Here is a 14,023-nt window from a genome sequence, read left to right on the forward strand (position 1 = left end):
ACTTATACTAGCTCATCTTTGTTAATGCCCAGGCGTTTCATGCGGGAAAGCAGCGTTGTACGCTTTAATCCCAGCCGCTGCGCCGCTCCTTTCGGCCCGGCAACCACGCCGTTGCTCTCTTTCAATACGCGGACGATCAGCTGATATTCATCCTCGCCCTCTTGCGGCAGCACTTCGGCCGTCATCGTCTCCGCCTCGATATTCATCTCCGGCAGCGACAGCTGCAGCACGCTGCCGCGGGTTAACAGCACCGCGCGTTCAATCACGTTTTCCAGCTCACGAACGTTACCCGGCCACTCCATGTGGCTCAGCGTACGCAGGGTTTCTGCCGGAATGCTGTCGATGTTACGCCCGAGGCGGCGGGCGATTTTAAAGGTAAACGCCTTGACCAGCAGCGGGATATCGTCCGGACGCTCGCGCAGCGGCGGCAGATGGATCGGAAAGACGTTCAGACGATAGTAGAGATCGCTGCGGAATTCGCGATCGACGACCATCTGCCTGAGATCGCGGTTGGTGGCGGCGATCAGCCGGACATCGGTGCGGATCAGCTTGTTGCTGCCGAGACGTTCAAACTCCTGTTCCTGCAGAACCCGCAGCAGCTTCGGCTGCAGCTCCAGCGGCATGTCGCCCACTTCATCGAGAAATAATGAGCTTTTATCCGCCAGTTCGAAACGGCCGATGCGCTGAGCGCTGGCGCCGGTAAACGCGCCGCGCTCATGGCCGAAGAGATCGCTTTCCAGCAGCCCGGCGGGCATCGCGGCACAGTTCATCTTGACCATTCGCCGCGCGTTGCGGCCGCTGAGATTATGAATGGCGCGGGCAATCAGCTCTTTGCCGGTGCCGGTTTCGCCGAGGATCAGCACGGTGCTGTCGCTCTGCGCCACCATTTCGACCTGCTTGAGTACGCTGTGCATCGCTTCGCTGCGGCCGATGATTTCGCCAAACTCGCTCTCGACATTATTCAGCTGTTCGGTGAGCGCCAGATTTTCATCCACCAGCCGCTCCTTAAGCCGCTGAATTTCGCGATAGGCGAGGGCATTATCGACGGCGATCGACACCCGTTCGGCAATTTGTCGCAGCAGCTTGAGGTTGGTGGTGGTGAACACCTTCTCATCGCACTGCGCCAGTTTCAGCACGCCCAGCAGCGTATTGCCAGACATCAGCGGCAGCAGGCACAGCGTCTGAATCTGGTTGCCCCACATCTCAAAAAGCATTTTCTCGTACGGGGCCAGCGAGTCGTGCTCGTGTAAATTGAGCAGCAGCATCTCTTTGCTTTTGAACACTCGTTCGGTCAGCGTACCGGCTTCATTCACCTCGCTCTGATCGTGAACCGGATGGCTGGCGTCGAGATAATGGGTCGAGTAGATATTCAGTTTGCCTTTGCGGTTGCTGCGTAGCACCACGCTGATAGCGTCGATACGGAAATAGTGGTGAATCTCTTTGGCGACTTCGCTAACCAGCTCATCGATATCCAGCCGGGAGAGCACGGCGTTGGTGATAGCAACCAGAATGCGAAAGTTGTCGCGCTCGTGGCACAACAGATCGTAATCGACGTTGTTGCTGACCCGGCTCTGGATCTGCTCGGTCACCACCGCAACCAGCTGGGTAAAGGTATGCAGCCGCTGGAACTCTTTCTCGGTCCACGGTCGGGCGTCGTCGCGGATAAACTCGCAGCCGCCAAAGATGCGGCCTTCCGCCGCCAGCGGCAGCAGGCCGTAATAGCCAAACGGTGGATAGAGTCCGCTACTGGCCAGCTGAGGCCAGGCCTCGACAAAGGTCGCCTTGTCACAGTGCAGCGCATCGGGACGCGACAGCAGGCGACGCACCGGCCCGTGTGCCAGTACGGTCTCATCTTCATAGCTGACCGGCAGACCCGCTTCGTCACAACCGTACCTTGCCGCACGATGGTTCCCGGCGTTCCACAGAATAATCGCCGCACGATCCGCCAGCGCGGATTGCTGAACCAGACGGGTTAGCGTTTCACTCAGCGCCGCCAGGTCAGGCTGCTGTAATAAAATACGGGTGATATCGAACAGCCCTTGCTGCCCGAAATCGCCCAATGGTGTATACGACATTACTGAAGTCCAAAACGCACCCGCAAAGCGGCACGTAAGAAAGTGGTGACACAAATAATAGTATGTTAATAAAGCGGTTGTTGCCGCCGCCAACCCATCCGAGGTCGCCCGCGGATTTGGGCCGGATAATGATGCTGGCTTTTCCCGGCTCGCGCTGCGTTTAGCCGGGCTACAGGTCCGTGCGTAGCCGGTAGCCCGGATAAGGCGTTAGCCGCAATCCGGGGAGCCGTTTTCCGTTAACAAATTCGCGGCAGCGGCTCGGCATGGGGAAGGTCCAGCGTCCGCTTCACGCCATACAGGCCGATCGTGCGCACGCCGGTACGCTCAACCACGTCGCCGATAATCGCGGCGTGGCGGCCAAGCGGGTGGCTTTGCAGCTGCGCCAGCGCGGCCTCCGCCGCTTCCCGGGCGACGGCTATCACCAGCTTGCCTTCATTGGCGAAGTTTAGCGCCTCCAGGCCTAACAGTTCGCACACCCCGCGTACGGTCTCGTTCACCGGCAGCTTCTGTTCATGTAGCTCAATGCCGCAGCCGCTGGCGGCGGCGAACTCATGAGCCACCGCGTTCACTCCGCCGCGGGTCGCATCGCGTAGCGCTTTGATGCCGGGAACAGCGCGCAGCGTCTGAATAAGCGGCGTCAGCACCGCACAGTCGCTGGCCAGCGCGCCGTCCAGACCCAGCTGTTCGCGGAGGTTGAGAATGGTGGCGCCGTGGTCGCCCAGCGTGCCGCTGACCAGCAGGACGTCGCCGGGAGCGATCTGTTGTGCCCCCCAGCGAATATCCGCCGGAATGGCGCCGATCCCGGCGGTATTGATAAACAGTTTATCCGCCGCGCCGCGCGGGACGACTTTGGTATCGCCGGTGACGATGGCAATCTCAGCGGCCTGCGCGGTACGGGCCATGCTGCTGACCACCCGTTCCAGGGTAGCCATCTCCAGCCCCTCTTCGAGAATAAATCCGCAGGAGAGATAGCGCGGCAGGGCACCGCTGACCGCCACGTCGTTGGCGGTGCCGCATACTGCCAGCTTGCCGATGTCCCCGCCGGGGAAAAACAGCGGATCGATAACGTAGCTGTCGGTGGAAAAGGCGAGACGATCGCCCTGAGCGGTAAGCTGCGCCAGATCGAGACGCGCCTGATCTTCTTGCTCTGCCAGCCACGGGTTGGCGAACGCCTGCATAAACAGGGAGGCGATCAGCTGCTGCATCGCCTGACCCCCGCTACCGTGAGCTAACTGGACGCTTTTCATGCTTCATTTTCCTGACTGCGATATTGATACCAGGCGGCGCATGCGCCTTCTGATGAGACCATCAGCGCGCCAAACGCGCTTTGCGGGTTACACACTTGCCCGAACAGCGGACACTGATGCGGCTTACAGCGGCCGGTCAGCACATCGCCACAGCGGGCGCGCGGATCGTCGCAGACGCGCTGCGGCGCCGGCTGAAAATGGGCTTCAGCGTCAAAGCGCCGATAGGCGGGCGTCAGGCCTACGCCGGAATTGTTGATGACCCCCAGCCCGCGCCATTCGCTATCGCCGGACAGGCAGAAAACGTCGGCAATCGCCGCTTGCGCCAGCGGGTTGCCTTCATCAGGCACCACGCGGCGGTACTGATTTTCGACCTGGCTGCACTGCGCTATTGTCTGCTCAACCAGCATCACCGCGCCTTGCAGTAGATCAAGAGGTTCGAAACCAGCCACCACTAAAGGACGCCGGTAGTCGCTGGCGATAAATCCGTAGGCTTCGGTACCGATGACCATACTGACATGACCCGGGGCAAGAAAGGCATCGATGCTGTTATCAGGCTGGTCGAGCAGACTGCGCAGGGTCGGGAGCAGGGTGATGTGCTGGCAAAAAAAGAAGAAGTTATCCACGTTGCGCTCGCGAGCCTGACGCAGCGTCAGCGCGGTAGCGGGCATGGTGGTTTCAAAACCGAGGCCAAAGAAGACCACCTCCCGCTGCGGGTTCTGCTGCGCCAGCTTCAGCGCATCCATCGGTGAATAGACGATACGCACATCGGCGCCGCGAGATTTCGCCTGCAGCAGGGAGCCGTTTTTACCGGGGACGCGCATGGCATCGCCGAAGGTGCAGAACATCACCCCCGGGCGGCTGGCGATATCGATACAGGTGTCGATGCGCCCCATCGGCAGGACGCAGACCGGGCAGCCGGGGCCGTGAATAAATTCGATATTCTCCGGCAGCAGCTGGTCGAGACCGAATTTAAAGATGGCGTGCGTATGGCCGCCGCACACTTCCATAATACGCAGCGGATGCCCGGCGGTATGAGGCAGCAGATGCGCGCGCGCCTGAAGATGTTCAACCAGCTGCATCACCTGCTCCGGCGCGCGATATTCATCAACAAAACGCATTATCGCTCCTCGCCGTACAGCAGCGCGCCCACGTCAGGCTCGACTTCAAACATATTTTGCAGCGCCTCAAGGGTATCGCGGGCTTCCGCTTCATTAATAATGCTCATGGCGAAGCCCACGTGGACCAGAACCCACTGGCCGAGTCGCGGCTGCCCCTGTTCATCAACGCTTCCTACCAGCGTCAGATCGACTTCGCGTTGGATGCCGCACACTTCGACCTTCGCCAGGTTACCGTCAATGGCGCAGATTTGCCCCGGAATGCCTATGCACATGTCTGTGCCTCCAGCCAGCTGAGCCACTTATCCATGCCTTCGCCGCTGGTGGCGGACAGCATAATGATTTCAATATGGGGATTGACCTCCCGCGCGCAGGCGAGGCACTTCTCTACATCAAAGTTGAGGTACGGCAGCAGGTCGATTTTATTCAGCAGCATCAGGCTGGCGGCGGCGAACATATGCGGATACTTCAGCGGCTTATCTTCGCCTTCGGTGACCGACAGCACCGCCACCTTGTGACGTTCGCCGAGGTCGAAGCTCGCCGGGCATACCAGGTTGCCGACGTTTTCAATAAACAGCATACCCTTATCCGCCAACGGCAGACGTGGGGCGGCATCGGCAATCATCTGCGCATCAAGGTGGCAGCCCTTTCCGGTATTGACCTGAATGGCCGGCGTGCCGGTAGCGCGAATGCGTGCCGCATCATTGACCGTCTGCTGGTCGCCTTCGATGACCGCGCAGGCGATTTTTCCTTTCAGACGCAGCAAGGTTTCACTGAGCAACGTGGTTTTGCCGGAGCCCGGGCTGGAGACCAGGTTCAGCACCAGCTGGCCGCGTGCGGCAAAGCGCGCGCGGTTGCGGGCCGCCAGACGATTGTTTTTATCCAGCACGTCGATTTCGACTTCCAGCATCCGGCGCTGGCTTTGACCCGGTGCATGGGTACCCGCTTCGCCGTGGCCGTAGTGCAGGTCGCCGCTCTCTGAACGGGTGGGGGAGAAGCTATCGCTTTTGACGCCGGTAATCGTCATGGTCTGGCGCGGGGCTGGCGCGAAGGGGGCGCTGCGAAACGCCGAGTGGGGGTTATGCTCATCACCTTCGATATAAAGGTTGCCTTCCCCACAGCCGCAAGTTGTACACATAGTTTTACTCCTGGTCTGTCCCGTTATCCTCACGTTGTCTCTTTGCCGGCTGGCTCGCTGGCCGCCGCGAGATAATCCGAATTAACGGGGATCACTTCTATTCGCTGAATCTGTAGGCCGTCGTCCGCCACAATCTGCAGCGTGTCGCTGTGGCACTGCGGACAGCGCCGCACGTGCTGCGAGATGAGTTGCACGTACTGCTGGCAGGATTCGCACCAGCATTCGGCCTGTTGTTCGGCAATATGCAGTTCGCAGCCTTCCGCCAGCGTGCCGCGGCACACCAGCTCAAAACAGAAGGTCAATGCGCTGGCTTCCACGCAGGAAAATGCGCCGACCTTCAGCCACACGCCGGTAACCCGACGCGCGCCGGCCTGCTGCGCCTGCTGTTCAATAATTTCCAGCGCCCGCTGGCTAAGAGTGATTTCGTGCATGGTCGCCTCCGTATCGCGATGGGCCATATATGCAATAACGATGCCAGGTCATCGCTACTGTCGGAACAACTGTCGATGACGACAGCTGACGGATGTCATCGACATGTCAGCACCACGCCGTATTTTTATTAAAATCATTAAATATCAATAAATTAAAATTTGGCATGGAAAATGCTTGTACGGTGCATCTCATGCAACCGGGGAGACCGAGATGACTATTTGGGAAATTAGTGAAAAGGCGGACTACATCGCCGACCGTCACCGCCGCTATCAGGATCAGTGGCGCCAGTACTGCAATTCGCTGGTTCAGGGCATCACCCTGTCAAAAGCGCGTTTGCATCATGCGATGAGCTGCGCGCCGGACAAAGAGCTGTGCTTCGTCCTGTTTGAACATTTTCAGGTGTATGTCGCGCTGGCGGAAGGGTTCAACAACCACACCATCGAGTACTACGTCGAAACGCGCAATGGTGATGATAAGCGATTGATTGCTCAGGCAACGCTGGCATCCGACGGTACCGTTGACGGCCGGATCAGCAACCGTTCGCGCGAACAGGTGCTGGAACATTACCTGGCCATTATTGCCAGCGTCTATGACCGTCTGTATGACGCCATGGAACACGACCAGCCGGTGGATTTAAGCCATCTGGCGCTGGCCCATTAATCGTAAGGTGTCGACACGTGTCGAAAATGACATCTGAACTCCCTGATTTCGTCAAAAATGACTTTCACCCGAGGATTGCCCGGTGAACCGTTTTGTAATTGCTGACTCCACCGTCTGTATCGGCTGCCGCACCTGCGAAGCCGCCTGCTCAGAGACGCATCGCCAGTACGGCCTGCAGGCCATGCCGCGACTACAGGTCATGCGTAATGAAAAAGAATCGGCGCCGCAAATGTGCCACCACTGCGAAGACGCCCCCTGCGCCGCGGTGTGTCCGGTTAATGCGATCAATCGCGTCGATGGCGCGGTTCAGCTGAATGAAAGCCTGTGCGTAAGCTGTAAGCTGTGCGCCATTGCCTGCCCGTTCGGGGCGATTGAATTTTCCGGCAGTCGTCCGCTGGATATTCCGGCCAACGCCAATACCCCTATGGCGCCCGCTGCGCCGCCGGCGCCAGCCCGCGTCAGTTCGCTGCTCGACTGGGTGCCCGGCGTGCGCGCTATCGCCGTGAAATGCGACCTGTGCCATTTCGATGAGCAGGGACCCGCCTGCGTGCGTACCTGTCCGACGAAAGCGCTGCTGCTGGTGGATATCCGCGATATCGCCCAGGCCAGCAAGCGCAAGCGTGAGCTGACCTTTAATACCGACCTCGGCGATTTGTCGCTGTTTCAGTCGCAACAGGAGGGCGTGAAATGAGCGTGATCTCTTTAGTGAATCAGGCGGTGCTGTGGTATGCCGCCAGCGGCGTGCTGGCATTTATCTTTACCCTGAGAAAACCGTTAAGCGGTGCGATTGCCGGGATCGGCGGCGCGGTGGCCAGCGCGATGCTGATCGTCGCCGCTCTCGCGACGCTGATAACCCCTGTGCAGGTGAGCGACGGCATGCTGCAGATGCTCTCTTTACCGGTTCGGGTGAACGGCATCAATGCGCTATGGCTGCTCGCCATTGGCCTCAGCGCACTGCCCATCGCCCTGTTTAATATCGTCTGGCACCGTCATTCGCAGGTGAAAGCCAACGGTCTGTTGGTCAATCTGCTGCTGGCTTCGGCAACTTGTGCCGTGGTGGCAACCAACTTCGGCACGCTGGTGGTGATGGCGGAGATGATGGCCCTGTGCGGGGCATTTCTGACCGGCTGCGCGCAATCCGCAAAGCTGTGGTTTGCGTTGGGACGTCTGGGAACGCTGCTGATGGCGTGGAGCTGCTGGCTGGTGTGGTCGTTCTACGGCACCCTCGACCTGGGGCAGATTAGCCTGCTCGCCGCCCATGCCCCGCAAAATATGCTGCTGTGGCTGCCGGCGCTCGTCGGTTTCGCGCTGCTGGCGGGCGTTATCCCGCTGCACGGCTGGGCGCCGCAGGCGCACGCCGGGGCCAGCGCGCCGGCCGCCGCGCTGTTCTCCACAGTGGTGATGAAAGTCGGTCTGTTTGGCATCTTAACGGTCTCGCTTGCCGGGAGCGCGCCGCCGCTGTGGTGGGGCGTGTTGCTGCTGGTCGTGGGGATGATAACCGCGTTTATCGGCGGACTGTATGCCCTGATGGAGCACAATATTCAGCGTCTGCTGGCTTATCACACCCTCGAAAATATCGGCATTATTTTGCTGGGGCTTGGCGCCTTCGTCACCGGTCTGGCGCTCAACAGCAGTAGCCTGATGGTGCTGGGTTTCATCGGCGGCATGTACCACCTGATCAACCACAGTGTGTTCAAAACGACGCTGTTCCTTGGCGCCGGCGCCGTGTGGTTCCGTACCGGCCACCGCGATATCGAAAAACTGGGCGGGATGGGCAAAAGAATGCCGCTGATTTCGCTCTCTATGTTGGTCGGCCTGATGGCGATGGCTGCGCTGCCGCCGCTGAACGGCTTTGCCGGCGAGTGGGTTATCTACCAGTCCTTCTTCAAACTGAGCACCAGCGACGCCTTTATCGGCCGTCTGCTTGGGCCGCTGCTTGCCGTTGGCCTGGCGATTACCGGCGCGCTGGCGGTGATGTGTATGGCGAAAGTGTACGGCGTGACCTTCCTCGGCGCACCGCGGACTCCGGAAGCGGAGAACGCCACCCGCGCCCCGCTGCTGATGACGGTCAGCGTGGTACTCGCCGCGCTCTGCTGCGTGGCGGGCGGGGTCGCCGCGCCGTGGCTGTTGACGCTGGTCGGCGGGGTACTACCGGTTCAGGCGCAGGTCTCAAGCGTGGTGTCGCAGCCGCTGATCGCCATTCTGCTGCTGGCCTGTCCGCTGCTGCCGTTCCTGCTGATGATCTTCTTTAAAGGCGACCGTCTGCCTGCGCGCTCCCGCGGTGCGGCATGGGTCTGCGGCTACGACCATGAAAAATCGATGGTCATCACCGCTCATGGTTTTGCCATGCCGGTTAAAGAGGCCTTCGCGCCGCTGCTGAAATTGCGTCACTGGCTGAATCCGGTACGTCTGGTTCCCGGCTGGCAGTCCGCCTCGGCGCCCGCGCTGTTCCGCGGCGTGGCGTTAGTCGAGCTGGCGGCGCTGGTGGTCATTGTCATTTCGCGAGGAGCCTGAGAATGAGCGTTTTAATTGCACTATTACAGGCGCTGCTGCTGTTTGCCGCCGCGCCCCTGCTGTCCGGCATCACCCGCGTAGCCCGCGCTCGCTTGCATAATCGCCGCGGTCCGGGCGTGCTGCAGGAGTACCGGGATATCTTCAAGCTGCTGGGCCGCCAGAGCGTCGGGCCGGATGTTTCCGGCTGGGTCTTTCGCCTGACCCCCTTCGTGATGGTCGGCGTGATGTTGACCATTGCCAGCGCGCTGCCGGTGGTGACCGTCTCGTCGCCGCTGGCGGGACTGGGCGATCTGATTACGCTGATCTACCTGTTCGCGATTGCCCGTTTCTTCTTTGCGATTGCCGGTCTGGATACCGGTAGCCCGTTTACCGCGATCGGCGCCAGCCGCGAAGCGATGCTCGGCGTGCTGGTGGAGCCGATTCTGCTGCTGGGCCTATGGGTTGCGGCGCAGGTTGCCGGCTCCACGCACATCAGCCGGATCGCCGCCACCATTTATCACTGGCCCGCAGCCCACTCGGTACCGCTGGTCCTGGCGCTGTGCGCCTGCGCGTTCGCCACCTTTATCGAAATGGGCAAGCTGCCGTTCGACCTGGCGGAAGCGGAGCAGGAGCTGCAGGAAGGGCCGCTGACCGAATACAGCGGCAGCGGCTTTGCGGTACTGAAATGGGGCATCAGCCTCAAACAGCTGGTCGTGCTGCAGATGTTTGTCGGCGTCTTTATTCCGTGGGGAGCGATGACCAGTTTTAGCCTCGGCGGCCTGCTGCTGGCGCTGGTCGCTGCCATCGTCAAGCTGGTGGTAGGCGTGCTGGTTATCGCGCTGTTTGAAAACAGCATGGCGCGTCTGCGTTTTTGTGCCACTTCCCGCGTTACCTGGGCCGGTTTTGGCTTTGCGTTTTTAGCTTTCGTCTCCTTGCTGGCGGCGTGATTAAGAGAGTTTGAGCATGTCTGAAGAAAAAATCGGTCAACACTATCTCGCCGCGCTGCATCAGGCCTTCCCGGGCGTGGTGCTCGACGAAGCCTGGCAGACCAAAGATCAGCTCACCGTGACGGTGAAGGTCAACTATCTCCCGGAAGTCGTGGAGTTTCTCTACTACCAGCAGGGCGGCTGGCTGTCGGTGCTGTTCGGTAACGACGAACGTAAGCTTAACGGCCACTATGCCGTGTATTACGTGCTGTCGATGGAGCAGGGGACCCGGTGCTGGATCACCGTGCGCGTCGAAGTGGATGCCGACAAGCCGGAATATCCGTCGGTGACGCCGCGGGTGCCTGCCGCCGTCTGGGGCGAGCGCGAAGTGCGCGATATGTACGGTCTGATACCGGTGGGACTGCCGGATGAGCGCCGGCTGGTGCTGCCGGACGACTGGCCTGATGAACTTTATCCGCTGCGTAAAGACAGCATGGATTATCGTCAGCGTCCGGCGCCGACCACCGATGCGGAAACCTACGAGTTCATCAACGAGCTGGGCAGTAAGAAAAATAACGTGGTGCCGATTGGCCCGCTGCACGTCACCTCCGATGAACCCGGCCATTTCCGCCTGTTTGTCGACGGCGAGAATATTATCGACGCCGATTACCGCCTGTTCTATGTCCATCGGGGCATGGAAAAGCTGGCGGAAACCCGCATGGGTTATAACGAAGTGACCTTCCTGTCGGACAGGGTGTGCGGTATCTGCGGCTTTGCCCACAGTACGGCCTATACCACCTCCGTCGAGAATGCGATGGGGATCGTCGTCCCGGAACGTGCGCAGATGATCCGCGCCATCCTGTTGGAAGTGGAACGCCTGCACTCGCACCTGCTGAACCTCGGCCTCGCCTGCCACTTCACCGGTTTTGACTCCGGGTTTATGCAGTTCTTCCGCGTGCGTGAGACGTCAATGAAGATGGCGGAGATTCTCACCGGGGCGCGTAAAACCTACGGGATGAACCTGATTGGTGGCATCCGCCGCGACCTGCTGAAAGAGGACATGATCCAGACAAGAGCGCTGGCGCAGCAGATGCGCCGCGACGTGCAGGAGCTGGTCGATATGCTGCTCAGCACGCCGAATATGGAGCAGCGTACCGTGGGGATTGGCTGCCTCGACCCGCAAATCGCCCGTGATTTCAGCAACGTCGGCCCGATGGTGCGCGCCAGTGGTCACGCCCGCGACACCCGCGCCGACCACCCGTTTGTCGGTTACGGCCTGCTGCCGATGGAGGTGCACAGCGAACAGGGCTGCGACGTGATTTCGCGTCTGAAGGTACGTATCAACGAAGTCTACACTGCGCTGAATATGATCGACTTCGGCCTCGATAATCTGCCGGGCGGCCCGCTGGCGGTGGAAGGCTTTACCTATATCCCGCACCGTTTTGCGCTGGGCTTCTCGGAAGCGCCGCGCGGGGATGATATCCACTGGAGCATGACCGGCGACAACCAGAAACTGTACCGCTGGCGCTGCCGGGCGGCTACCTACGCCAACTGGCCGACCCTGCGCTATATGCTGCGCGGCAACACCGTCTCCGACGCTCCGCTGATTATCGGTAGCCTCGATCCTTGCTACTCCTGTACCGACCGCATGACCGTGGTCGATGTGCGGAAGAAAAAAAGCAAAGTGGTGCCGTACAAAGAGCTGGAGCGCTACAGCATCGAGCGTAAAAACTCGCCGCTGAAATAAGGAATCGCCATGTTTACCTTTATCAAAAAAGTGATCAAAACCGGCAACGCGACGCACGCTTATCCGCTGGAGCCGATGCCGGTAGATAAAAACTTTCGCGGCAAACCGGAACATACGCCGCAGCAGTGTATCGGCTGCGCGGCCTGCGTGAACGCCTGCCCGTCGAACGCGCTGACGGTGGAAACGGACCTGGTGACGCGCGAGCTTGCCTGGCAGTTCAACCTCGGGCGCTGCATCTTCTGCGGCCGCTGCGAAGAGGTGTGTCCGACGGCGGCCATCAAGCTATCGCAGGAGTATGAACTGGCGGTGTGGAAGAAAGAGGATTTCCTCCAGCAGTCGCGCTTTGCCATCTGCCATTGCCGGGTGTGCGAACGCCCGTTCGCCGTACAAAAAGAGATCGACTACGCCATTGCGCTGCTCGGGCACAACGGCGATACCCGCGCCGAGCTGCATCGCGAAAGCTTCGAGACCTGCCCGGAGTGTAAACGCCAGAAGTGCCTGGTGCCGTCCGACCGTATTGAACTGACTCGCCATATGAGAGAGGCCAGCTGATGAGCAACTTACTAGGCCCGCGCGATGAAAACGGCATTCCGCTGCCGATGACGGTGGAGGAGTCCATCGCCAGCATGAAGGCATCGCTGCTGAAGAAAATTAAGCGTTCCGCCTACGTCTATCGCGTGGACTGCGGCGGCTGCAACGGCTGCGAAATCGAGATTTTCGCCACCCTGTCACCGCTGTTTGATGCCGAACGCTTCGGGATCAAAGTGGTGCCGTCACCGCGCCATGCCGATATTCTGCTGTTTACCGGCGCGGTGACTCGCGCCATGCGTTCGCCGGCGCTGCGTGCCTGGCAGTCGGCGCCGGATCCGAAAATCTGCATCTCCTACGGCGCCTGCGGCAACAGCGGCGGTATTTTCCACGACCTTTACTGCGTGTGGGGCGGAACCGACAAAATTGTCCCGGTGGACGTCTATATTCCGGGCTGTCCGCCGACTCCTGCCGCCACGCTATACGGCTTTGCGATGGCGCTGGGTCTGCTGGAACAGAAAATTCATGCCCGTCTACCGGGCGAGCAGGATGACAAAGCGGCGGAAATTCTCCACCCCGGCATGGTGCAGCCGCTGCGCGTGCGTATCGACCGCGAAGCGCGTCGCCTGGCGGGCTATCGCTATGGCCGCCAGATTGCCGATGACTATATGCGCCTGCTGGCGCAGGGCGATAGTCAGGTGGTGCGCTGGCTGGAGGCGGAAAAAGATCCGCGTCTGACCGAGATAGTCACCCATCTGAACCAGGTGGTCGAGGGGGCGCGTATCCGATGAGCGAGACGGTGGTGTTCAGTCAGCTGAGCCGTAAATTTATTGATGAGAACGACGCGACGCCCGATCAGGCGCAGCAGGTGGTCTATTACAGCCTGGCGATTGGCCACCACCTCGGCGTCATCGACTGCCTGGAGGCGGCGCTAAGCTGCCCGTGGCAGGCATATCTGGCGTGGATTGCCACTCTCGAAGAGGGCAGCACCGCGCGGCGTAAAATGGAGGGCGTGCCGAAGTACGGCGAGATAGTGATCGACAGCAATCATGTCACGATGCTCGCCAACGCCTTCGATAAAGCGCAGGTCCGGCAGACCCCCGAACAGCAGGCGTGGAGCAAAACGATGCTCAGCATGCTGCACGATATTCACCAGGAAAGCGCCATCTATCTGATGGTGAGGAGACTCCGTGACTGACGTTTTACTTTGTGTTGGCAACAGCATGATGGGCGATGATGGCGCAGGCCCGCTGTTGGCGGAGATGTGCGCCGCCAACCCGGTCGGTGAATGGGTGGTGATTGATGGCGGCAGCGCCCCGGAAAACGACATCGTCGCCATTCGCGAACTGCGTCCCGAGCGCCTGCTGATCGTCGATGCCACCGATATGGGACTCAACCCCGGAGAAATCCGCCTTGTTGCCCCGGACGATATTGCCGAAATGTTTATGATGACCACCCACAATATGCCGCTTAACTATCTGATTGATCAGTTGCAAGAGGACGTGGGGGAGGTGATTTTTCTTGGGATTCAGCCGGATATCGTCGGCTTTTATTACCCGATGACCCAGCCCATTAAGGATGCGGTAGCGACGGTGTATGCGCGGCTGGATGGGTGGGCTGGCGACGGCGGATTTTCCGCGCTCTGAGCCATGCCCGGTGGCG

The 14,023-nt window shown here is 60.1% G+C and carries 15 protein-coding genes; 9 read left to right on the forward strand and 6 right to left on the reverse strand.

Features of this window, described 5'->3' with window-relative positions; genetic code table 11:
* Positions 1 to 2: 2 nt before the first annotated feature.
* From flhA to hypA, 6 genes are all read right to left on the reverse strand, one after another.
* Complete coding sequence (gene flhA / locus GRPL_RS16125) at positions 3 to 2,075, reverse strand: formate hydrogenlyase transcriptional activator FlhA (RefSeq protein ID WP_032698926.1); 2,073 nt, start codon at positions 2,073 to 2,075, stop codon at positions 3 to 5.
* A gap of 236 nt (positions 2,076 to 2,311) precedes the next feature.
* On the reverse strand, positions 2,312 to 3,322 hold the full coding sequence (gene hypE, locus GRPL_RS16120; protein ID WP_032698928.1) for a hydrogenase expression/formation protein HypE: 1,011 nt from the start codon (positions 3,320 to 3,322) through the stop codon (positions 2,312 to 2,314).
* Positions 3,319 to 4,440 carry a hydrogenase formation protein HypD gene (gene hypD, locus GRPL_RS16115; protein WP_032690985.1) on the reverse strand — a complete coding sequence of 374 codons (1,122 nt, stop codon included), beginning with the start codon at positions 4,438 to 4,440 and terminating at the stop codon, positions 3,319 to 3,321. The genes hypE and hypD overlap by 4 nt, the downstream gene beginning before the upstream one ends.
* On the reverse strand, positions 4,440 to 4,712 hold the full coding sequence (locus GRPL_RS16110; RefSeq protein ID WP_004866894.1) for a HypC/HybG/HupF family hydrogenase formation chaperone: 273 nt from the start codon (positions 4,710 to 4,712) through the stop codon (positions 4,440 to 4,442). The genes hypD and GRPL_RS16110 overlap by 1 nt, the downstream gene beginning before the upstream one ends.
* Positions 4,703 to 5,575 carry a hydrogenase nickel incorporation protein HypB gene (gene hypB, locus GRPL_RS16105; protein WP_032698930.1) on the reverse strand — a complete coding sequence of 291 codons (873 nt, stop codon included), beginning with the start codon at positions 5,573 to 5,575 and terminating at the stop codon, positions 4,703 to 4,705. Before hypB ends, GRPL_RS16110 begins: the two co-directional genes overlap by 10 nt.
* Before the next feature lie 29 nt (positions 5,576 to 5,604).
* Positions 5,605 to 6,006, reverse strand: coding sequence for a hydrogenase maturation nickel metallochaperone HypA (gene hypA, locus GRPL_RS16100; RefSeq protein WP_046853524.1), 402 nt, complete (start codon positions 6,004 to 6,006; stop codon positions 5,605 to 5,607).
* A gap of 211 nt (positions 6,007 to 6,217) precedes the next feature.
* Here hypA and hycA point away from each other — a divergent pair, with 211 nt between their 5' ends.
* From hycA to hycI, 9 genes are all read left to right on the forward strand, one after another.
* Positions 6,218 to 6,667 (forward strand): formate hydrogenlyase regulator HycA, encoded by a 450-nt coding sequence (gene hycA, locus GRPL_RS16095; RefSeq protein ID WP_032691080.1) that lies wholly within the window; start codon positions 6,218 to 6,220, stop codon positions 6,665 to 6,667.
* An 82-nt stretch (positions 6,668 to 6,749) separates the two neighbouring features.
* A complete protein-coding gene (locus tag GRPL_RS16090; protein WP_004866887.1) occupies positions 6,750 to 7,358 on the forward strand; it encodes a 4Fe-4S dicluster domain-containing protein in 609 nt (202 codons plus the stop codon).
* Entirely contained in the window at positions 7,355 to 9,181 is a 1,827-nt protein-coding gene (gene hycC / locus GRPL_RS16085; RefSeq protein ID WP_032696775.1) for a formate hydrogenlyase subunit 3, read from the forward strand. Before GRPL_RS16090 ends, hycC begins: the two co-directional genes overlap by 4 nt.
* Positions 9,182 to 9,183: 2 nt before the next feature.
* The gene (locus GRPL_RS16080; protein WP_032698932.1) at positions 9,184 to 10,107 is read left to right on the forward strand and encodes a respiratory chain complex I subunit 1 family protein; all 924 of its coding nucleotides are present in this window, start codon (positions 9,184 to 9,186) and stop codon (positions 10,105 to 10,107) included.
* Between the two features lie 16 nt (positions 10,108 to 10,123).
* Positions 10,124 to 11,833 (forward strand): formate hydrogenlyase subunit HycE, encoded by a 1,710-nt coding sequence (hycE, locus tag GRPL_RS16075; RefSeq protein WP_032698934.1) that lies wholly within the window; start codon positions 10,124 to 10,126, stop codon positions 11,831 to 11,833.
* Positions 11,834 to 11,842: 9 nt separating this feature from the next.
* Positions 11,843 to 12,385 (forward strand): formate hydrogenlyase complex iron-sulfur subunit, encoded by a 543-nt coding sequence (locus GRPL_RS16070; protein WP_004866880.1) that lies wholly within the window; start codon positions 11,843 to 11,845, stop codon positions 12,383 to 12,385.
* Positions 12,385 to 13,152: an NADH-quinone oxidoreductase subunit B family protein gene (locus GRPL_RS16065; protein ID WP_032690990.1), complete on the forward strand. Its 768-nt coding sequence runs from the start codon at positions 12,385 to 12,387 to the stop codon at positions 13,150 to 13,152. Before GRPL_RS16070 ends, GRPL_RS16065 begins: the two co-directional genes overlap by 1 nt.
* Positions 13,149 to 13,559 (forward strand): formate hydrogenlyase maturation HycH family protein, encoded by a 411-nt coding sequence (locus GRPL_RS16060; RefSeq protein WP_032698936.1) that lies wholly within the window; start codon positions 13,149 to 13,151, stop codon positions 13,557 to 13,559. Before GRPL_RS16065 ends, GRPL_RS16060 begins: the two co-directional genes overlap by 4 nt.
* Positions 13,552 to 14,007, forward strand: a complete 456-nt coding sequence (gene hycI, locus GRPL_RS16055) for a hydrogenase maturation peptidase HycI (RefSeq protein ID WP_032698939.1) — start codon at positions 13,552 to 13,554, stop codon at positions 14,005 to 14,007. Before GRPL_RS16060 ends, hycI begins: the two co-directional genes overlap by 8 nt.
* Positions 14,008 to 14,023: the final 16 nt, after the last annotated feature.

It is taken from the genome of Klebsiella planticola ATCC 33531, assembly GCF_000735435.1.
In the GTDB taxonomy this organism is placed as follows: Bacteria; Pseudomonadota; Gammaproteobacteria; order Enterobacterales; family Enterobacteriaceae; genus Klebsiella; species Klebsiella planticola.

Coding starts and splice junctions, on each gene's coding strand:
- flhA (WP_032698926.1), bottom strand. CDS start 2,075: ATGTCGTATACACCATTGGGCGATTTCGGGCAGCAAGGGCTGTTCGAT.
- hypE (WP_032698928.1), bottom strand. CDS start 3,322: ATGAAAAGCGTCCAGTTAGCTCACGGTAGCGGGGGTCAGGCGATGCAG.
- hypD (WP_032690985.1), bottom strand. CDS start 4,440: ATGCGTTTTGTTGATGAATATCGCGCGCCGGAGCAGGTGATGCAGCTG.
- GRPL_RS16110 (WP_004866894.1), bottom strand. CDS start 4,712: ATGTGCATAGGCATTCCGGGGCAAATCTGCGCCATTGACGGTAACCTG.
- hypB (WP_032698930.1), bottom strand. CDS start 5,575: ATGTGTACAACTTGCGGCTGTGGGGAAGGCAACCTTTATATCGAAGGT.
- hypA (WP_046853524.1), bottom strand. CDS start 6,006: ATGCACGAAATCACTCTTAGCCAGCGGGCGCTGGAAATTATTGAACAG.
- hycA (WP_032691080.1), top strand. CDS start 6,218: ATGACTATTTGGGAAATTAGTGAAAAGGCGGACTACATCGCCGACCGT.
- hycC (WP_032696775.1), top strand. CDS start 7,355: ATGAGCGTGATCTCTTTAGTGAATCAGGCGGTGCTGTGGTATGCCGCC.
- GRPL_RS16080 (WP_032698932.1), top strand. CDS start 9,184: ATGAGCGTTTTAATTGCACTATTACAGGCGCTGCTGCTGTTTGCCGCC.
- hycE (WP_032698934.1), top strand. CDS start 10,124: ATGTCTGAAGAAAAAATCGGTCAACACTATCTCGCCGCGCTGCATCAG.
- GRPL_RS16070 (WP_004866880.1), top strand. CDS start 11,843: ATGTTTACCTTTATCAAAAAAGTGATCAAAACCGGCAACGCGACGCAC.
- GRPL_RS16065 (WP_032690990.1), top strand. CDS start 12,385: ATGAGCAACTTACTAGGCCCGCGCGATGAAAACGGCATTCCGCTGCCG.
- GRPL_RS16060 (WP_032698936.1), top strand. CDS start 13,149: ATGAGCGAGACGGTGGTGTTCAGTCAGCTGAGCCGTAAATTTATTGAT.